Origin of the sequence: Roseburia sp. CLA-AA-H209 (genome assembly GCF_020687575.1) — a bacterium.
Classification (GTDB): Bacteria; Bacillota; Clostridia; order Lachnospirales; family Lachnospiraceae; genus Roseburia_C; species Roseburia_C amylophila.
Genome location: NZ_JAJEQU010000001.1, coordinates 382,262 through 401,089, shown reverse-complemented (window position 1 = coordinate 401,089; position 18,828 = coordinate 382,262). Strand labels below are relative to the sequence as shown.

The window sequence follows — 18,828 nt, the reverse complement described above, 5'->3', positions numbered from 1 at the left end:
CAAATCAAAAAAATATAGTACAATACAATTCATAGTAAATAAATAGGAAAAGGATGAAAAGGAAAAATGAACAGAAGTGTAAGAACAAAAATAACAGCACTCGGTCTTTGCGTAACATTAATGTTTACAGCACTGACAGGATGTGGAAATAAGGATGCAAAGGAGACCTTAAGCACGGAGCAGCAGTCTGTGACAGAGGTAATTGAGAGTACAGAAAATGTGACAGAAGCAGGAAATGAAGTGACAGAGGGAGCCAGTGAAGAGAATCCGGTTACTTTTACGGATGCACTGGGAAGAGATGTAACCGTAACTTCCCATGACCGTGTGGCAGCCATGATTGGAAGCTTTGCAGATGTCTGGTTATTATCCGGTGGTGAACTGGTGGCAACAGCCAATGACTCCTGGGAGTCATTAGACCTTGACTTAGGAGATGATGTGGTAAATCTTGGAAGTATTCAGGAGCCAAATACAGAAGCATTGCTTGCCGCACAGCCGGATCTTGTAATTGCAAGCACCAATACTACTTCTAATGTGGAGATGGAAAATATGCTGACAGAAGCAGGCGTTACAGTAGCATATTTTGATGTATCTGATTTTGACGCATATCTTCAGATGTTAGACATTTGTACAGATATTACCGGAAGAAAAGATTTATATGAGAAAAACGGACTTGAAGTTCAGAAACAGATTGAAGAAATCAAGGCAAGGGTAGATGATTCCCATCCAAGCGTATTATTTTTACGTGCAGCAGCAAGTGGTGTAAAAGCCAAAGGAAGTGAAGGCAGCGTAGGTGGTGAGCTGTTAAAGGATTTGGGATGTGTGAATATTGCAGACAGCGACAGCGGATTATTGGACAATCTGAGCCTTGAAGCAATCGTAACCGCAGATCCGGATTATATTTTCGTGACTACACAGGGAACCGATACAGATGCGGCACTGGAAAATGTGCAGGAAACATTAACTGACAGTCCGGTATGGAGCAGTCTTACTGCAGTGAAAGAGAATCACTATTATGTACTGGATAAACGGCTTTACAACCTGAAACCAAATGCCCGCTGGGGAGAAGCGTATAAAGAACTGGCAGACATTTTATATCAGGAAAACTAAGACGCAGAAACTTAAGTGACAGAGTATAGGCAATAAAGGAGAAGCGGGATGGGATATTTTCCATTTTTTGTGGAACTAAAAGGAAAAAGAGGACTGATTGTCGGTGGCGGTATTGTAGCAGAACGCAAGGTAAGAAAGCTGCTGCCTTATGAACCGGAGCTTCTGGTTGTTGCACCAGAGATTGATGATGGAATCTGGAAACTTTCCGAAGAAATAAAAGAGAAAAGAAAAAAGAACGAAGATACGTCGGAACTTATTTTATCCGAGCGGGATTTTGAAACTACAAATCTGGAAAAAATGGATTTTGTTATTGCGGCAACCTCGGATGAAACATTGAATGCAAGGATTGCAAAGCTTTGTGAAGAGAGGAATATTCTGGTAAATGTTGTAGATGATAAGGAAAAATGTGGATTCCTGTTCCCGTCGCTGATTCGGGAAGGAAAGCTCAGTATCGGCATTTCTACCGAAGGAGCAAGTCCAAGAGTAGCAACCACGTTCCGTGCCCGGTTAAGCGCAGACATCCCGGAGCGGATGGAAGAAATCTTGGATTATCTTGAAAAGATTCGTCCTTTTGCAAAAATGGCAATCGAAGATGACAAAAAGAGAGCTGCTTTTCTGATGGAATTGGCAGATGTGTGTATGGGAAAAGGACGTCCCCTGACAGAAACTGAATGTGAAATTTTACTGGAAAATTATCAAAGCAAAACCCTAAAAGAAGCATTTGCAGATAAAGAAGCACTTTCGGATAAGGAGGCACAATCAGGAAAAGAAGCTTGTCCGGTCAGGAAAGTATCCCCAGGAAAGGTGGTTCTGGTGGGAGCCGGTTGTCTGTCCTATGAATACATAACACTGCGCGGCATGCAGGAAATCAGAAAAGCACAGGTGCTGATTTATGATGCGTTAATTGATACAAGGCTTCTTGATTTTACCATTGAAAACTGTGAAAAAATCTGTGTAGGAAAACGCAGTGGCAGACACAGCATGAAGCAGGAAGAGATTAATATGCTGCTGATAGAGAAGGCAAAAGAAGGTGCGCATGTTGTAAGGTTAAAAGGCGGTGACCCATTTGTCTTTGGCAGAGGAAATGAAGAAGTAGACGCACTGACGGAGGAAGGCATTGAAACAGAAGTAATTCCCGGCATTTCCTCCTGCATTGCAGTGCCGGAACTTGCCGGAATTCCGGTGACGGAGCGGAAGGTCAGCCGGAGCTTTCATGTAATGACCGGGCATTTTGCCGGAGATGAGGAATCATTAAAAGATGAGATTCACAAAATGGCTGCCATGGATGGAACCTGTGTCTTTCTAATGGGATACACAAGACTTGCGGAGATTGTAAGAGAATTACAAAACGGCGGTGCAGCGGCAGAGACACCGGTAGCAGTAATTCATGGAACTTCTGATGGAAGCAGCTGGGCAGCATATGGAACACTTCTTACCATCGAAAAAGAAGTGCAGGAGAAACAGATTCCAATGCCGGCAGTGATTGTGGTAGGAGATACCGTCCGTTTACCGGAGTAAGAAAAAGAAAAAAATTCAGGACTTTTCGGAAAAACGAAGTCCTGAAAAAATTTTCTTACAATTCCTATTGACCATATATGAATTATAGGGTATTATGGTAAATAGTTACAGGAAAGGAGAAAAAAGGAAATGGCGAAAATAGCACAATCTCTGACAGAATTAGTTGGTAATACACCAATACTGGAACTGAAAAACTACGAAGAAGCAAAGCATCTTCCGGCACACCTTTTAGCAAAGCTTGAGTATTTTAATCCATTGGGCAGCGTAAAAGACCGTGTGGCAGAAGCAATGATAGAACAGGGAATAAAAGACGGGCTGATTAATGACAAGACCGTTATTATAGAGCCGACCAGTGGCAATACCGGAATCGGGCTGGCATTTGTATGTGCGGCAAAGAAGCTGCATCTGATTTTAACCATGCCGGATACCATGAGTGTTGAGCGAAGAAAGATTGTAACAGCACTGGGAGCAGAAGTGGTACTGACCCAGGGACGGCTTGGCATGCGGGGCGCTATTGAGAAGGCAGCCCAGTTAAAAGAAGAATATGGAAATGCATTTATTCCGCAACAGTTTGAAAATCCGGTCAATCCAAAAATCCATGAGCTTACTACCGCAGAAGAAATCTGGCGGGATACGGACGGGAAGATAGACATCTTTGTAGCTTCCGTAGGAACCGGTGGAACACTGACCGGAACAGCAAGAGGCTTAAAGGCAAAGAAAGCAGACATTAAGATTGTGGCAGTAGAACCTGCAACTTCCGCCGTTCTTTCCGGAAAAGAACCGGGACCACATAAGATACAGGGAATCGGAGCAGGATTTATTCCGAAGGTTATGGATTTGTCACTGGTTGATGAGATTATTCCGGTAGATAATGATGTGGCATTTGATACCACAAGAGAAGTGGCAAAGACGGATGGACTCCTGATTGGAATCTCGTCCGGTGCAGTCTTACATGCAGCAGGAGAACTGGCAGGCAGACCGGAGAATAAAGATAAAAATATTGTTATCTTAATGCCGGACAGCGGAGAGAGGTATTTATCCACCTCTTTATTCGAATTATAAAATCAATGAAAAGAGATAGAAAGGAAATGTTGGGTGACATGCAAAAGAGCAGAAAACAGCAGGGAAAGAAAATTACATATCGTTACCGCATCACTGCACTTTTGCTTGCAGCCATGATGTTGCTGCTCAGTGGATGTGGCAGACAAAAGAGTGATGTCATTACCATAACCAATGTTTCCTATGATCCGACCAGAGAGTTTTATGAAGCATATAATAAAATGTTCATACAGCATTATGAAGCAGAAACCGGAAAAAAAGTGGAAGTCATCCAGTCTCATGGAGGCTCCGGCATGCAGGCACGTTCCGTAGTGGAAGGTTGTAATGCGGATGTGGTGACACTGGCACTGGCACATGACATTTCGTTGATAGAGGATACCGGATTGATTAATGAGGGCTGGGTGGATCAGTTCCCGGATGAATCCGCACCATATACTTCAACCATTGTCTTTCTGGTACGAAAGGGAAATGAGAGAAATATCAAAGACTGGGATGATTTGATTCAACCGGGTGTTGAAGTAATCACACCGGACCCGAAGAGTAGCGGTGGTGCATGCTGGAACTTTCTGGCAGCATTAAGCTATGCAAAGGAAAAGGGTTACAGTGAAGCAGAACAAAAGGAATTCTTAAAAAAACTTTATGCCAACGTTTCCGTGATGGATTCCGGAGCAAGAGGTTCCACAACCACCTTTGTGGAAAATGGAAAAGGCGATGTTCTTATTGCATGGGAAAATGAAGCCATGACAGTACTTAAGAATTATCCGGGAGAATATGAACTGATTTCTCCGACGGTCAGTATCTTAGCACAGCCCAGTGTGGCAGTGGTAGATGATAATGTAGATTTCAATGGAACAAGAGATGTGGCAGAAGCATATTTATCTTATTTATATGAAGATGATGCACAGCGGCTCGCCGCAGAGAATGGTTACCGTCCATCCAATCAGAAAATTTTAAAGGAATATGAAGATACCTTTGATCTGACGATGACACTTTGGAGCATTGATGATTTTGGTGGCTGGGATCAGGCATACAAAGATTATTTTGATGATGATGCCTGGTTCGATGAGATATATAACTACTAGAAGAAGAGGCAAGTATGAAAAGACGATTCCGTAAAAATAAAAAAATCAGAGTCATACCGGGATTTCATTTAACGCTTGGAATTACAGTTACAATGCTTTCACTGATTGTACTGATTCCACTGGCATCCGTAATGGTATATTCCTTAAAGTTATCTCCGTCAGAATTTTTCGGACTTCTGACCAAGTCAAATGTATTATATGCATTTGCCACCAGCATCGGATGTTCTTTCTTAGCAGCATGTATCAATGTGGTATTTGGTGTGATATTAGCCTGGACGCTGACCCGGTATGATTTTCCGGGAAAACGGATTTTAGATGGATTTATTGAACTTCCATTTGCACTGCCTACTGCAGTTGCGGGTATTACTTTATCAAAGATGTATTCCAACACCGGAATCATTGGAAAGCCGTTAGCAGCTCTTGGAATAAAAGTAGCATATACCCATGTGGGACTGGTCATTGCACTGGTATTTGTGGGAATTCCGTTTGTTGTGCGTTCTGTCCAGCCTGTATTGGAAAAATTGGATGGACAGTATGAAGAGGCAGCTTATATCCTTGGAGCAACACCTTCGAAAACATTTTTCAAAGTAATCTTATCTGAGATGAAACCGGCAATTTTAACCGGATTTGGACTGGCATTTGCCAGAGGGGTAGGAGAATATGGAAGTGTTATCTACATATCCGGCAACAGTGCCAAGGAGCATACACAGGTAATTTCCTATGTCATTATGCAGAAATTAAATTATATTGATTATGCCTCTGCAACAGCAATTGCACTGGTTATGTTAATCATATCATTCCTTATTTTATTTGCGGTAAATATCATTCAGATGAAGCAGGCACAACGCACGAATCAGTTATAGAAGGAGAAAAGTATGAACGAGCTTGAAAAACTGGAAAAAAGAAAAAAACGTACGCGTCATATTCTGATTACAGTCAGTGTACTGTTCCTGTTCCTGATGCTGGTTCTTCCGCTGCTCTGCATCATTGCAAGTTCCTTAAAAGAAGGATTTGCCTTTTACATGCAGTCCATCCGGACAGATTATGTAAAGAGTGCTTTAAAGGTAACTCTGATTGCAACAGTGGCAGCGGTGGTGATTAACACATTCTTTGGATTATGTGTTTCATGGCTTTTAACCAAGTTTTCCTTCCGAGGAAAACAGGTGCTGGCAACCTTAATCGATATTCCGTTTTCCATTTCACCGGTTATCGTGGGACTGGCATTTTTGATGACATTTGGAAGACTGGGCTGGACATATCCATTTATCCGGGCAATCAACCAGTTCTTTGGAACGAATATCAGAATCGCTTTTGCAATTCCGGGCGTTATTTTAGCAACGGTATTTGTAACATTCCCTTATGTATCAAGAGAAGTGATTCCGGTTTTAAATGCTCAGGGCAAGGACGAAGAAGAAGCAGCCGCCCTGATGGGAGCCGGCGGACTGAAAATCTTTTTTAAGATTACATTTCCACAGATGAAATGGGCATTGCTCTATGGAGTCATCCTTTGTACATCGAGAGCATTGGGAGAGTTCGGTGCGGTCAATGCTCTGTCAAAGACAAGAGGAGAGACCTTTACACTTCCACTGGAAATCGATGCATTATATATGTCGGGTACAGAGCAGTCCGTTACTGCAGCATTTGCAGTATCCTCGCTTTTGGTTATTCTGGCAGTTATCATATTATTCCTTCGAAATATTCTGGAATATCGGGCAAAAACAAGAAGGGAGAGCCGCTGATATGTATGTTGAAATGAAAGATATATGCAAACAATATGGCAGTTTTAAAGCTTCTGATCATGTCAGCTTTGGCATTGAAAAAGGAAAACTGGTGGCACTGCTTGGACCATCCGGCAGTGGAAAGACAACACTGCTTCGTATGATTGCAGGACTGGAAATGCCAAATTCCGGAGACATTTACATCGACGGAAAACGGGTCAATGATGTACCGGCTTCCAAACGAGGCATCGGATTTGTTTTTCAGAACTACGCATTGTTCCGCTACATGACGGTATATGACAATGTGGCATTTGGACTGGAGCTTCAGAAGGTGCCAAAGAAAGAAATTAAGAAGCGGGTAACGGAGCTTTTGGAGATTACCGGACTTTCCGGTATGGAGAAGCGGTATCCGAACCAGTTGTCCGGCGGACAGCGGCAGAGAGTTGCTTTTGCAAGGGCATTGGCACCAAGACCACAGGTACTGCTTCTGGATGAACCGTTTGCAGCAATTGATGCCAAAGTTCGTTCGGAATTAAGACTCTGGCTTCGCAGTGTGGTTACAAAGCTTGGAATCACCAGCATTTTCGTAACCCATGACCAGGATGAAGCCGTTGAGGTGGCAGATGAGATTATCATTACTAATCACGGAACCATCGAACAGATTGGAACACCGGCAGAGATTTATAATACACCGGATACTCCGTTTGTAGCACAGTTTATCGGACGTTCTTCCCTGGTGGAACATTACGAAGAACTGCATGGATTTGATAAAATCGAGGGTGCAGCCAAAGCAGTCATCCGACCGGAATTTGTAAAGATACATAAATTTGGCAAAATTGACCGCTATATGAGTGCATCCCAGGATGGCATTGTAAAGGATATCGTATTCCGTGGAAACCGTCTGGATGTTACGGTAGACGTAGGCGGCATTGAGATAATCTGTGAGTGGCCATTGGAAAAAGAAAGTCTTGAAATCGGAGAGAAGGTAAGCCTTTTGATTTACCGGTTATATGTGCTGGATAAAGAGCGGACGTATCTCTGTGAAAATAAAGAAATGCAGGAGGATGATGTATTCTACATCTAAGTTGCTATGGAAATTAAGAACAGAAAAATATTGGATACAGACATTTTAATTATTGGCGGTGGAACCGCAGGCTGTTATGCAGCACTGACCATTGCAGAACAGTCCGATGCGAAAGTTATCATTGCAGAGAAAGCCAACATCAAAAGAAGCGGCTGTCTTGCAGCCGGAGTAAATGCCATTAATGCATATATTGTAGAGGGCAGAAAGCCGGAAGATTATGTGGATTATGCCAAAAAGGATGCAGACGGCATCGTAAGAGAGGATTTACTTCTTACCATGTCGGAGGGCTTAAACCGTGTAACAGAGAAAATGGAGAAGCTTGGTCTTGTCATTTTAAAGGATGAGAATGGCAAATATGTGGCAAGAGGAAACCGGAATATCAAAATCAACGGTGAGAATATCAAGCCGTTACTTGCTTCTGCAGTAGAAGCACTGCCGAATGTTACCATATTAAACCGGGTGGCAATTACCGATTATCTGGTAAAGGAGAACAGGATTTATGGCGCAGTGGGATTTTCCATTGAAGATGAGACAGCAGTAGAAATCCGGGCAAAGAAAGTGCTTTGTGCAACCGGTGGAGCATCCGGTCTTTACCGGCCGAACAATCCGGGATTCTCCAGACATAAGATGTGGTATCCGCCATTTAATACCGGAGCCGGTTATGCCATGGGAATTGAGTCGGGAGCAGAGATGACCACTTTTGAAATGCGTTTTATTGCACTGCGTTGTAAAGATACCATCGCACCGACCGGAACCATTGCACAGGGTGTGGGAGCAAAGCAGGTAAATGCCCTTGGCGAAGTATATGAGACAAAATACGGACTTACCACTTCACAGCGTGTGTATGGAACCGTAAAAGAGAATTTATTAGGACACGGTCCATGTTATCTTCGGACAGAAGGAATCAGTGCAGAGCAGGACGATTCCTTAAAGAAGGCTTATCTTAACATGGCACCGGGCCAGACCTTAAAATGGATTGAGCAGGGAAAGAACCCAAGTGAGCAGAATGTGGAAATCGAAGGAACCGAGCCGTATGTGGTAGGTGGACATACCGCCAGTGGTTACTGGGTTGACACCAGAAGAGAATCTACGATTCACGGACTGTATGCAGCCGGAGATGTGGCAGGAGGCTGTCCACAGAAATATGTAACAGGAGCCATGGTCGAGGGCGAGATTGCAGCAAAGGCAATGGTAGAAGACCTTGCAAAAGAAAAGGCTGCAAGCTATGAAATGACGGAAGAAGAAAAAGCATTCTGTGACAACAGATTTGAAGAAAAGATGAAAGAGTATGATAAGATTTTAACAAATCAGTCCGGTTTATATGATACGGAACAGTTAGAAGAAGCCATGCAGAAGGTAATGGATACCTATGCAGGCGGAATCAGCAATCATTATCAGTTTAATGAAAACCAGCTGAATCTGGCAGAAGAGAAAATCGAAAAGTTAAAGGAACTTTCGAAGGAGCTTGGAGCTTCCAATATGCATGAGCTGATGTTTGTCTATGAGCTTAAGAACCGGCTGACGGTCTGTGAGACACTGATTTATCATCTGAGAGCCAGAAAGGAAACCCGCTGGCACAGTTTTGCAGAAAACTTAGATTATCCGGATAAGAGTGATGAGTGGTTAAAATATGTGAATACCAGAAAAGAAAATGGAAAAATCCAAGTGCTCTTCCGGGAATTAGTAAAGCGAGGTGAGACCTATGAGCATAGCTATTAATCAAAGTAAATGTGTGGGATGTGGCAGATGCAGTCAGGTCTGTCCGGGAACACTGATTGGAATGGACTCTGACGGAAAGGCATGTATGCTGTATCCGAAGGACTGCTGGGGCTGTTGCTCCTGTATTAAGGAATGTAAGGTAGATGCCATAGCACTTTACTTGGGTGCAGATATGGGCGGCATGGGAAGTAAGATGAGTGTAGCAAGCCGGGAACAATATCTGGACTGGAAGATAGAGAAACGGGATGGCAGCGTAGAAACCATCGTTATTGACAGAAAGCAATCGAATCAATATTAATAAATCGCCACAGGGTGGCAGAAAGAGGTAAGTATGGGTGAATTATCACATTTGGATGAACTGGAAGCAGAAGCAATTTACATCATAAGAGAGGTGGCCGCAGAGTGCGAGAAGCCGGTTATGCTTTACTCCATTGGAAAAGACAGCTCCGTAATGCTGCATCTTGCCATGAAAGCATTTTATCCGGAGAAGCCGCCATTTCCATTCCTGCATGTAAATACCACATGGAAATTCAAGGAAATGATTCAATTCCGTGATGAGACAGCAAAGAAGCTTGGCATTGAAATGATAGAGTATATCAATGAAGATGGTGTAAAGAAGGGGATTAACCCATTCGACCATGGCTCTGCATATACCGACATCATGAAAACACAGGCATTGAAACAGGCATTAAATAAATATGGATTTACCGCAGCATTTGGCGGTGGCAGACGAGACGAGGAAAAATCCCGTGCAAAGGAAAGAATTTTCTCATTCCGTAATGAAAATCATGCCTGGGACCCGAAGAACCAGAGACCGGAAATGTGGAAGCTTTACAACGCTAAAATCAATAAAGGCGAAAGCATTCGAGTATTCCCGATTTCCAACTGGACAGAGACTGATATCTGGCAGTATATCAAACGTGAAAAAATTGACATTGTACCATTATATTTTGCAGCAGTACGTCCGGTAGTATATCGTGATGGAAATATTATCATGGTGGATGATGACCGTATGCGTCTGCTTCCGGGAGAAGAAATCCAGTACAAGAGTGTACGTTTCCGTACCTTAGGATGCTATCCTTTGACCGGAGGAACAGAGTCAACAGCAACTACATTGGATGAAATTATCGATGAGACTTTAAGTGCAGTATCTTCCGAGAGAACCACCCGTGTCATTGATAACGAAGCAGCAGGCAGTATGGAAAGAAGAAAGAGAGAGGGGTATTTCTAAGATGAGTGGATTATTAAAATTTATTACATGCGGTAGTGTGGATGACGGAAAGTCCACTTTGATTGGACACATTCTTTATGATGCAAAGCTTTTGTATACAGACCAGGAAAAAGCACTGGAATTAGATTCCAAAGTAGGAAGCCGCGGTGGAGCAATTGACTATTCTCTTCTGTTGGATGGACTGATGGCAGAGCGTGAGCAGGGTATTACCATTGACGTAGCATACCGTTATTTTACAACAGACAACAGAAGCTTTATCGTAGCAGATACACCGGGCCATGAAGAGTACACCAGAAACATGGCAGTTGGTGCATCCTTTGCAGACCTTGCAGTTATCTTAATTGATGCAAAACAGGGGGTACTGGTGCAGACCAGAAGACATGCCAGAATCTGTGCATTAATGGGAATCAAATTCTTCGTATTTGCAGTAAACAAAATGGATCTGGTAGACTACAGCGAAGAACGTTTCAAAGAAATCGAAGCACAGATTAAAGAATTAGCAGACGAACTGAAGTTAGAGAGCATTTACATTATTCCGGTTTCTGCAACAGAAGGTGATAATGTAACAACCAAATCCGATAAAATTAGCTGGTACAAGGGAGAGGCATTGCTTCCATACCTTGAAAAAGTAGATGTAACAGAGAAGAAGCAGGAAGAGGGCTTCTATATGCCGGTACAGAGAGTGTGCCGTCCTGACCATACTTTCCGTGGATTCCAGGGACAGATTGAATCCGGTGAAGTAAAAGTCGGAGACGAAATCGTTACCCTGCCAAGCAATGAGCGTGCGCATATCAAGAGCATTTTAGTAGGAGATAAAGACAGCCAGAGTGCCTTTATGGGACAGCCGGTTACACTGCAGCTTGATAAAGAAGTAGACGTATCCAGAGGCTGTGTCATTGCATCCGGCAATAACCTGCCAATCAGCAAATCCTTTACAGCAACCATTCTCTGGATGGATGATGAGGAGCTGACACCGGGAACCGATTATCTGGTAAAACTTGGAACAAAGCAGATTCCTGGTATCTTAAAGAACATCCAGTATAAGATTGATGTAAATACCGGTGAATTTATTCCGGCAGGACAGCTTAAGAAAAATGAGATTGCAGTCTGTGACCTTGATTTGCAGGAGCCGGTTGTCATTGATGAATTCAAAAAGCATAAGACTTTAGGAGAGCTGATTCTGATTGACCGTATTTCCAATATGACTTCTGCCTGCGGTGTAGTAGAAGATGCTACCGTAGATGAGAGCAAGGATTTAAAAGCAGCTTTCGTATATGGAAGCCTTAAGGGAAATGGAGACATTTTTGAAGAGTTCTATTATAACCTTGAGAGCATGACGATTGCCAAGGTACGTCCGGTTCAGAAGACCTATACCATTGGAGACGAAATCCCGGTAAGCGGAGAAAGCTATCAGTATCCGGATGACTTCGATATTGTCATCTTAAGAGAAAGAATCTTTGTACAGGTTCGTGGACGCAAGGTAGAAAAGATTGCACCGCTGGCAGAATACCAGTACAGCAATGTTCCGGTTATCAACGGAAGAGGCTTTGCCGTTGCCATTACATCTGCACAGGATGCACAGGCATTCTTAGACGAGCTGGCTGCAGCAGGTGAAAAACCATCCAGCGACTTCTTCAATAAGTGGTTACATTTTGAGACTTATCGTAAGATTATTTTCAAGGATGAAATCTGGTTATAAAAATAAGAAAGCTGTACTTCGCTGGAAAATACCAATCGTCTGGAGTACTACATCTAAAGTGATGCAGTTAAAGTACATGTGCGCAAACGTTTACATGGAAAATGACAAAAATGAGAAGAAAATAGTTACAAAAACAGAAAAAATGTTTTATCTTTGTAAAGATTATATAAATTCTATTAAATTAGATTAAAATATTCCGCAGAGTACTTGTGCTCTTCGGAATATTTTTGCTATTATACTTAAGTAAAATCAGTTCATAATAATATTCGTTATTCATCTATTATGCAGGCGTGTTGAACTGTCTGCATTCGTGATAATCTTATATTCATATTTTCAGAATCTTTTTTATCCAAAATATTTATTTAACAGGGGGAAAATACTTGGCAGATAAGGATTTGGCAGAAAAATATCTGGAATCATTTTCGGATGTTTTTGCTGACATATATAATGTATTACTTTTTCGAAAGGAGATTCTTTTGGAAGAAGGATTGGAAGAGGGACCAACGGAAAGCATCTATAAGGTGGAAGAAAACAATTTTCGGAATCAGTTTCGGGATACTGTGAAATTATATAAGAATGGGTTATACAAAGTGGCATCTTTTGGGATTGAAAATGAAAGTCGGATAGACAAAAATATGCCCATCTGGATTATGGGGTATGATTATGCCGTGTATCGGGTGCAGATTGATCGTGGGGAAGAACGAAAATATCCGGCAATTACGATTGTTTTAAATTTCAGTGATACAGAATGGAAAAGTCCGAATGCGCTATTTGACATTTTAGATGTTTCTCCGGAACTAAGACCTTATGTAAATGATTATAAAATATTTGTTTTTAATATTGCATTTTTGCCGGAGAAAATCCGAAAAGCGTTTAAAAGTGATTTTAAAATTGTAGCAGATTTTTTTGCGGAGAAACGTCTTGGAAGATACAATCCTAAGGAACATCCGGAGGCAATCTGCCATGTAGAAGCGGTTTTGAATCTGCTTCGGGTGTTTACAAATGATAAAACCTATGTCAAAATAGAGAAAACAGTAGCAGAACGTGTGAAGGCAGGAGAGGTGATTACAATGTGTACATTTGCAGAAGAGATGACCAATAAAGGAATAGAAATTGGCGAAGCGCAGGGTATTAAAATAGGCGAAGCCCGTGGAATTGCCAGAGAAAAAATCAGTGTTGCAAGAAACCTTTTAGATCTCCTGACAGATGAAATAATCGCAGAAAAGGTCGGACTGGAGCTTGCTACGGTGAAAGAACTCAGAGAAGGAACAAAGTAGAGGCATAAGAAATGGATAAAATAGCAGCACCAACTCCGGAACAGTTAAAAAAGCAGGAAGCGTTAAAACAATATTTTGAAAAATTAGGCAGCGTGGCAGTTGCATTCTCAAGTGGTGTGGATTCCACCTATCTTTTGAAAGTGGCGCATGATGTATTGGGAGAGCGGGCAATTGCTGTAACTGCGTCCTCCTGTTCATTTCCAAAGAGAGAGTTAGGGGAAGCAGAAGCATTTTGCCGGAAAGAAAATATAAGACATTTTATTACAGAATCGGAAGAACTTGAAATCGAAGGATTTGCACAGAATCCTAAGAATCGCTGTTATCTTTGCAAGCATGAATTATTTGAAAAGATATTAAAGATTGCAGAAGAACAGAAAATTGCCTATGTGGCGGAAGGCTCTAACCTTGATGATAACGGAGATTATCGTCCGGGATTAAAAGCAGTGGCAGAGCTTGGAATAAAAAGTCCGCTCAGAGACTGTGGTTTTACCAAGCAGGATATCCGTGTTCTTTCGAAGGCATTGAATCTTCCAACCTGGGAAAAGCAGTCTTTTGCCTGTCTGTCATCCCGGTTTGTCTATGGAGAGACCATATCCGAAGAGAAACTTACAATGGTGGATAAAGCGGAACAATTATTACTGGATTTAGGTTTTCATCAGGTGAGGGTAAGAATTCATGGAATGATGGCAAGAATTGAGATTGAGCCGGAAGAATTTTCGAAGCTGATGGAAAAGGAGAACCGGGAGAGAATTGCAAAAGCTTTCCGGGAATATGGATTTACCTATGTAACCTTAGACCTTTGCGGTTACCGGATGGGAAGTATGAATGAAACATTGGAAAAGTAAGGAACTTACTCAAAGAAGTAGTAAGTTCCTTCCGCATCAGAGAACGTCTTAAGTGAAGTATGAAATACTTTATTTAAGACGTTTTTTTGTACGCATTCATCCGGAGTGCCCTGAAAGCAGATGGCACCGGATTCCATGACGATAAGTTTGTCTGAAATAGTAAGTGCCTTGGCAAGGTCGTGCAGCACCAAAAGAATTGTTTTTCCCTGTGCCTTTAAGATTGGAAGCATCCGGTAGAAATTATTCTGGCTTACCAAGTCTAAGAAGGTAGTCGGTTCATCCAAAATAATCGTATCGCAGTTCTGGGCTAAAGTCATGGCAAAGAAGACACGCTGTCTTATTCCGCCGGAAAGAGTGTCAGTTGCAACGTTGCGGTAATCCGTAACATGGGTAAATTCCATGGCATCTTCCACCAGTCTGCGGTCTTCTTCGGTGAGGCGTCTGGAGAAGCCAAGATATGGAAAGCGTCCATGCTCCACTAAGGTATGAACCGGAAGAGCAGGAATTACTTCGCGAATCTGTGGTAAAAATGCAATTTTCTGGGCACGAAGGTGTCCACTCATATGATAAATATCTTCGCCATCTAATGTGATAGAGCCGTTAAAAAGCTGGCTGGATTTATTTAATACGGAAATCAGCGTTGTTTTGCCACAGCCATTTGGCCCTACGATGGTTGTGATGCTGCCGGTAGGAATTTCAACGGACAGATTTTTAATCAGAGGCACCTTGTGGTAGCCAATGGAAACGGAATCAAATTTAAGCATGGACTCTGCGGCCTCCTTTCTTTCCTAATAAAAGATATAAGAAAAACGGTCCGCCAACAAAAGAAAGAATAATGCCGGCAGGAAGTTCATATGGTGCGGCAATAACACGTCCAAGGGTGTCACAGAAGAGGACGAAACTTGCACCTAAGAGAGCACAAAGGGGAACTAAAAGCCGCAGATCATTGCCAAAGAGCCGTCTTGCAATATGAGGAACAATCAGCCCGACGAAGCTTAACAGTCCTGCATAGCTTACCACACAGCCTGCCAGTATACTGGAAAGCATCAACAGCAGAAAACGGAGCAGCGATACCGGAATGCCAAGGGAGCGGGCAACATCTTCTCCAAGACTCAGAACATTCATGTGGCTTCCGAAAAAGCAGGAGATGATAACCGCAATGACAATGGCAATGCCGGGAGCAAAAAGCGTTTTTGTGGTGACATCAGAAAGAGAACCAATCATAAAGGTAGTGAGGTTTAAAGTGATATCATCACTTAATAATTTTACCGTATTAATTCCGGCGCTTAAAAAAGAAGAAACGGTAATGCCGGCAAGAATGATGGTAGTACGTTTGCTGTCTGCCATATATGCCAGAGCAAAAATAAGAAGTGTCGTAAGGAAGGCACCTGCAAAAGCAAAAATGGCATTGTGAGTTGCATGGCCATGGAAGAGGGCAAGTCCAATCATAACGGCAAATCCGGCTCCGGAATTGACACCAATGGTATTCGGGCTGGCAAGGGAATTATTCATAACAGTCTGTAAGATAACTCCGGCGCAGGATAAACCCATGCCGGCAGCAATGGCGCCAAACATCCGTGGAATTCTGATATGAAAAAGTAAGAGACCTGTGACAGAAGTCCGGTCATTTTGAATCAGGCAGGATAAAATCTCTTTCGGATTTAATAAAACGCTGCCGAAAAAAAGACTTGCTGACATCATAAGAAGCAGCAGGAAAAACATTCCGGCAAAAGATAAAATAATTTTTTTTCTCGTGTACATAGGAAATCCTTTCCATAATTTCAGAAATATGTATTGTTGCAAGAAAGCGTTTATTTATGCGGCTTGCGTGAATAAAATAACATATTCGGAGAGAAATAACAATGCTCTGATAAATTAGTATTGACAAATTAGAAAAATATAGTAAAATATAATTCATACAAAACCAATAGGAATAATCGTAAATAGAATTCCTAAGGCAGTTCAAAGTATTTAGTGCACGATAAGACGTGCAGGAATTGGAGCGTAAGATGAAGTTTAATACCGCATTATTACATGGAGATTTTCAGGGAGAACCGAATACAGGTGCAACAACAACTCCGATTTATCAATCCAGTGCATTTGCACATGAGTCGGCAGAGAAGTTAGAAAAGATTTTTCATAATCAAGCACCGGGATATTCTTATACGAGAATCAGTAATCCTACGGTAGATGCATTTGAAAAAAGAGTAACGGCGTTAGAGGGTGGCGTAGCAAGCGTTGCCTGTGCATCAGGAATGGCAGCACTCTACAATGCATTTTGTAATATCCTTCGTTCCGGCGATGAAATCGTATCCAGTGCCAGTCTCTATGGCGGCAGCATTGATTTATTCCGTGACTTAGAGGCATTTGGTATCACAACACATTATGTGGAAAACAATGACCTGGCTGCATTTGAAGCAAAGACCAATGAACATACCCGTCTTTACTTTGCAGAGACCATTGGTAATCCAAGACTTGATGTGACAGATATTACGGCACTTGCAAATCTGGCACATGAGCATCAGATACCGCTCATTATAGATAATACGGTTGCTACTGCATTCTTAGTGAAGCCGCTTTCCCTAGGAGCGGATATTGTAATGAATTCTTCCTCTAAATACATCAATGGTCACAGCAATTCCATCAGCGGAATTATTACGGACAGCGGCAGATTTAAGTGGGATGTGGAAAAATATCCGGGCATGGCAGACTTTAAGAAGTTTGGACCATTTGCCTATACTGCCAAGCTTCGGAATGGACTGTTCCGCAACACAGGAGCCTGTCTGTCTCCGCAGAATGCATTTTATAACTGCATCGGGTTAGAGACACTGGGAATCCGGATGGAGCGTATCTGTGACAATGCAGCAGAACTGGCAAGGTTTTTTGTAAGAGAATATCCGGATGTAACAGTCAATTATCCGGGATTGGAGAGCAGTCCATGGCATGAAATCGCAAAGAAACAGTTTAAGGACCGTTTTGGTGGAATCTTAACCATACGGACCGGAAGCAAGAAACGGGCATTTGAAATAATCAATGCATTAAAGCTTCCGCTGATTATTTCCAATATCGGAGATACGAAGACATTAGTGATTCATCCGGAATCTACATTAAATGTACACAGTACCCCGGAAGAAAAAAGAGACGCCGGAGTATTTGATGATTTGATCCGCATCAGTGTCGGAATTGAAGATATCGAAGATTTAATCGAAGACTTCAGACAGGCAATGGATCAGAGCAAACCAGAGAAAAGCGAAGAGTAAATGGAGGAAGCAGACAATGGCAAAAATTGATTATGCGGCATTGAAAAAGGGCGGATTTATGCGCCAGAAACAGAAAGGATTCTTTTCTTTAAGAATCCAGGTGGTTGGAGGAAACCTGACAGCAGAAAATATTAAAGCAGTAGCAGATGTGGCAGAAAAATATGGAAAAGGCTATGTTCATATGACTTCCAGACAGGGCATTGAGATTCCATTTATTAACTTTGAAGATATAGAAGAGGTTCGTGCAAAGTTAGCAGACGGTGGTGTAAAACCTGGTGTATGTGGACCGAGAGTCCGTACCGTTACCGCATGTCAGGGTTCTAAAATCTGCCCGAGCGGATGTATCGATACCTATAGCCTGGCAAAGAAATTAGATGAGCATTACTTCGGAAGAGAGCTTCCGCACAAATTTAAATTTGGTGTTACCGGATGTCAGAACAACTGTCTTAAGGCAGAAGAAAATGATATCGGTGTAAAAGGTGGTATGGAAGTAAGCTGGGTAGCAGATAAATGTATCAATTGTGGTGTCTGCGAAAAGGCATGCCGTGAAGATGCTATCAAATGTACCGGAACAGAAGTTACCATTGATTATGATAAATGTACCAACTGCGGCCGTTGTGTAAAATCCTGCCCGACAGATGCATGGGAAGGAAAGAGCGGATATATCGTATCCTTTGGTGGATTATTTGGAAACCATATTTACAAAGGAGAACAGTTACTTCCACTGATTACCGATGAAGAGACATTATTCCGTGTGACTGATGCAGCCATTGGATTCTTTGAAGAACATGCAAATCCGGGTGAGCGTTTCCGTTTACTTTTACAGCGTGTAGGAGAAGATGAATTCCGCAAAGTAATCCGCAATGCATTTGAAGAAAAATAAAGTTGCCGGAAGCAGCAGAAAAAGAAAAAATTGGAATGGAAATTCAAAATAAAAATTATTATACGAGGAGAAATAAGATGGAAATCGAAGGAATCAGAATTGATGACACAGTAGATATTACCGATAAAGTGTGCCCGCTTACTTTTGTAAAGGCAAAGGTTGCAATTGATGAGTTAGAGGATGGTGAAGTCATTGCAATCCGTATGAATGACGGCGAGCCGGTACAGAACGTACCACGCAGTATTAAAGAAGAAGGACATCAGATTTTAAAACTGGTTAATAACGAAGATGGAACCTATAACCTCATTGTAAAGAAGGTTGAGGACTAAACATCTGGAAGGGAGAA

18 protein-coding genes are annotated in these 18,828 nt (G+C 42.2%); 16 read left to right on the top strand and 2 right to left on the bottom strand.

Features of this window, described 5'->3' with window-relative positions; translation table 11 throughout:
* Nucleotides 1-66 precede the first annotated feature (66 nt).
* The 13 genes from LKD41_RS01975 (at nucleotide 67) to larE (ending at nucleotide 14,339) form a co-directional block, all read left to right on the top strand.
* Nucleotides 67-1,107, top strand: coding sequence for an ABC transporter substrate-binding protein (locus LKD41_RS01975; protein WP_227700226.1), 1,041 nt, complete (start codon nucleotides 67-69; stop codon nucleotides 1,105-1,107).
* A gap of 48 nt (nucleotides 1,108-1,155) precedes the next feature.
* A complete protein-coding gene (cobA, locus tag LKD41_RS01970) occupies nucleotides 1,156-2,625 on the top strand; it encodes a uroporphyrinogen-III C-methyltransferase (protein ID WP_227700225.1) in 1,470 nt (489 codons plus the stop codon).
* 129 nt (nucleotides 2,626-2,754) lie between these two features.
* The gene (cysK, locus tag LKD41_RS01965) at nucleotides 2,755-3,687 is read left to right on the top strand and encodes a cysteine synthase A (protein ID WP_227700224.1); all 933 of its coding nucleotides are present in this window, start codon (nucleotides 2,755-2,757) and stop codon (nucleotides 3,685-3,687) included.
* 113 nt (nucleotides 3,688-3,800) lie between these two features.
* Entirely contained in the window at nucleotides 3,801-4,766 is a 966-nt protein-coding gene (locus LKD41_RS01960) for a sulfate ABC transporter substrate-binding protein (RefSeq protein ID WP_227700288.1), read from the top strand.
* Nucleotides 4,767-4,780: 14 nt separating this feature from the next.
* Nucleotides 4,781-5,629 (top strand): sulfate ABC transporter permease subunit CysT, encoded by an 849-nt coding sequence (gene cysT / locus LKD41_RS01955; protein ID WP_022243163.1) that lies wholly within the window; start codon nucleotides 4,781-4,783, stop codon nucleotides 5,627-5,629.
* A 12-nt stretch (nucleotides 5,630-5,641) separates the two neighbouring features.
* Nucleotides 5,642-6,505: a sulfate ABC transporter permease gene (locus LKD41_RS01950; RefSeq protein ID WP_118638978.1), complete on the top strand. Its 864-nt coding sequence runs from the start codon at nucleotides 5,642-5,644 to the stop codon at nucleotides 6,503-6,505.
* A gap of 1 nt (nucleotide 6,506) precedes the next feature.
* On the top strand, nucleotides 6,507-7,568 hold the full coding sequence (locus tag LKD41_RS01945) for an ABC transporter ATP-binding protein (RefSeq protein ID WP_022243161.1): 1,062 nt from the start codon (nucleotides 6,507-6,509) through the stop codon (nucleotides 7,566-7,568).
* A gap of 6 nt (nucleotides 7,569-7,574) precedes the next feature.
* Nucleotides 7,575-9,287 (top strand): adenylyl-sulfate reductase subunit alpha, encoded by a 1,713-nt coding sequence (locus tag LKD41_RS01940; protein ID WP_227700223.1) that lies wholly within the window; start codon nucleotides 7,575-7,577, stop codon nucleotides 9,285-9,287.
* Nucleotides 9,271-9,585, top strand: a complete 315-nt coding sequence (locus tag LKD41_RS01935; protein WP_022243159.1) for a 4Fe-4S dicluster domain-containing protein — start codon at nucleotides 9,271-9,273, stop codon at nucleotides 9,583-9,585. Before LKD41_RS01940 ends, LKD41_RS01935 begins: the two co-directional genes overlap by 17 nt.
* Nucleotides 9,586-9,618: 33 nt before the next feature.
* Complete coding sequence (cysD, locus tag LKD41_RS01930) at nucleotides 9,619-10,518, top strand: sulfate adenylyltransferase subunit CysD (protein WP_117840879.1); 900 nt, start codon at nucleotides 9,619-9,621, stop codon at nucleotides 10,516-10,518.
* 1 nt (nucleotide 10,519) lies between these two features.
* Complete coding sequence (locus LKD41_RS01925; protein WP_227700222.1) at nucleotides 10,520-12,217, top strand: sulfate adenylyltransferase subunit 1; 1,698 nt, start codon at nucleotides 10,520-10,522, stop codon at nucleotides 12,215-12,217.
* A 380-nt stretch (nucleotides 12,218-12,597) separates the two neighbouring features.
* The gene (locus LKD41_RS01920) at nucleotides 12,598-13,494 is read left to right on the top strand and encodes an Rpn family recombination-promoting nuclease/putative transposase (RefSeq protein ID WP_227700221.1); all 897 of its coding nucleotides are present in this window, start codon (nucleotides 12,598-12,600) and stop codon (nucleotides 13,492-13,494) included.
* 11 nt (nucleotides 13,495-13,505) lie between these two features.
* On the top strand, nucleotides 13,506-14,339 hold the full coding sequence (gene larE, locus LKD41_RS01915) for an ATP-dependent sacrificial sulfur transferase LarE (RefSeq protein WP_227700220.1): 834 nt from the start codon (nucleotides 13,506-13,508) through the stop codon (nucleotides 14,337-14,339).
* Between the two features lie 5 nt (nucleotides 14,340-14,344).
* Here larE and LKD41_RS01910 read toward each other — a convergent pair whose 3' ends face one another.
* Nucleotides 14,345-15,103, bottom strand: coding sequence for an ABC transporter ATP-binding protein (locus LKD41_RS01910; protein ID WP_227700219.1), 759 nt, complete (start codon nucleotides 15,101-15,103; stop codon nucleotides 14,345-14,347).
* On the bottom strand, nucleotides 15,096-16,100 hold the full coding sequence (locus LKD41_RS01905; protein ID WP_227700218.1) for a FecCD family ABC transporter permease: 1,005 nt from the start codon (nucleotides 16,098-16,100) through the stop codon (nucleotides 15,096-15,098). The genes LKD41_RS01910 and LKD41_RS01905 overlap by 8 nt, the downstream gene beginning before the upstream one ends.
* Nucleotides 16,101-16,348: 248 nt before the next feature.
* Between LKD41_RS01905 and LKD41_RS01900 the strand changes: the two genes are divergently transcribed.
* The 3 genes from LKD41_RS01900 to LKD41_RS01890 all read left to right on the top strand — a co-directional run bounded on the left by LKD41_RS01900 (nucleotide 16,349) and on the right by LKD41_RS01890 (nucleotide 18,811).
* The gene (locus LKD41_RS01900) at nucleotides 16,349-17,599 is read left to right on the top strand and encodes an O-acetylhomoserine aminocarboxypropyltransferase/cysteine synthase family protein (RefSeq protein WP_227700217.1); all 1,251 of its coding nucleotides are present in this window, start codon (nucleotides 16,349-16,351) and stop codon (nucleotides 17,597-17,599) included.
* A 16-nt stretch (nucleotides 17,600-17,615) separates the two neighbouring features.
* Nucleotides 17,616-18,482: a 4Fe-4S binding protein gene (locus LKD41_RS01895; protein WP_227700216.1), complete on the top strand. Its 867-nt coding sequence runs from the start codon at nucleotides 17,616-17,618 to the stop codon at nucleotides 18,480-18,482.
* 77 nt (nucleotides 18,483-18,559) lie between these two features.
* The gene (locus LKD41_RS01890; protein WP_022243150.1) at nucleotides 18,560-18,811 is read left to right on the top strand and encodes a sulfurtransferase TusA family protein; all 252 of its coding nucleotides are present in this window, start codon (nucleotides 18,560-18,562) and stop codon (nucleotides 18,809-18,811) included.
* The last annotated feature ends 17 nt before the right edge of the window (nucleotides 18,812-18,828 follow it).

Coding starts and splice junctions, on each gene's coding strand:
- LKD41_RS01950 (WP_118638978.1), top strand. CDS start 5,642: ATGAACGAGCTTGAAAAACTGGAAAAAAGAAAAAAACGTACGCGTCAT.
- LKD41_RS01975 (WP_227700226.1), top strand. CDS start 67: ATGAACAGAAGTGTAAGAACAAAAATAACAGCACTCGGTCTTTGCGTA.
- LKD41_RS01925 (WP_227700222.1), top strand. CDS start 10,520: ATGAGTGGATTATTAAAATTTATTACATGCGGTAGTGTGGATGACGGA.
- cysK (WP_227700224.1), top strand. CDS start 2,755: ATGGCGAAAATAGCACAATCTCTGACAGAATTAGTTGGTAATACACCA.
- LKD41_RS01945 (WP_022243161.1), top strand. CDS start 6,507: ATGTATGTTGAAATGAAAGATATATGCAAACAATATGGCAGTTTTAAA.
- LKD41_RS01940 (WP_227700223.1), top strand. CDS start 7,575: ATGGAAATTAAGAACAGAAAAATATTGGATACAGACATTTTAATTATT.
- cysD (WP_117840879.1), top strand. CDS start 9,619: ATGGGTGAATTATCACATTTGGATGAACTGGAAGCAGAAGCAATTTAC.
- LKD41_RS01900 (WP_227700217.1), top strand. CDS start 16,349: ATGAAGTTTAATACCGCATTATTACATGGAGATTTTCAGGGAGAACCG.
- LKD41_RS01895 (WP_227700216.1), top strand. CDS start 17,616: ATGGCAAAAATTGATTATGCGGCATTGAAAAAGGGCGGATTTATGCGC.
- LKD41_RS01960 (WP_227700288.1), top strand. CDS start 3,801: ATGATGTTGCTGCTCAGTGGATGTGGCAGACAAAAGAGTGATGTCATT.
- LKD41_RS01910 (WP_227700219.1), bottom strand. CDS start 15,103: ATGCTTAAATTTGATTCCGTTTCCATTGGCTACCACAAGGTGCCTCTG.
- LKD41_RS01890 (WP_022243150.1), top strand. CDS start 18,560: ATGGAAATCGAAGGAATCAGAATTGATGACACAGTAGATATTACCGAT.
- LKD41_RS01905 (WP_227700218.1), bottom strand. CDS start 16,100: ATGTACACGAGAAAAAAAATTATTTTATCTTTTGCCGGAATGTTTTTC.
- cysT (WP_022243163.1), top strand. CDS start 4,781: ATGAAAAGACGATTCCGTAAAAATAAAAAAATCAGAGTCATACCGGGA.
- LKD41_RS01935 (WP_022243159.1), top strand. CDS start 9,271: ATGAGCATAGCTATTAATCAAAGTAAATGTGTGGGATGTGGCAGATGC.
- larE (WP_227700220.1), top strand. CDS start 13,506: ATGGATAAAATAGCAGCACCAACTCCGGAACAGTTAAAAAAGCAGGAA.
- cobA (WP_227700225.1), top strand. CDS start 1,156: ATGGGATATTTTCCATTTTTTGTGGAACTAAAAGGAAAAAGAGGACTG.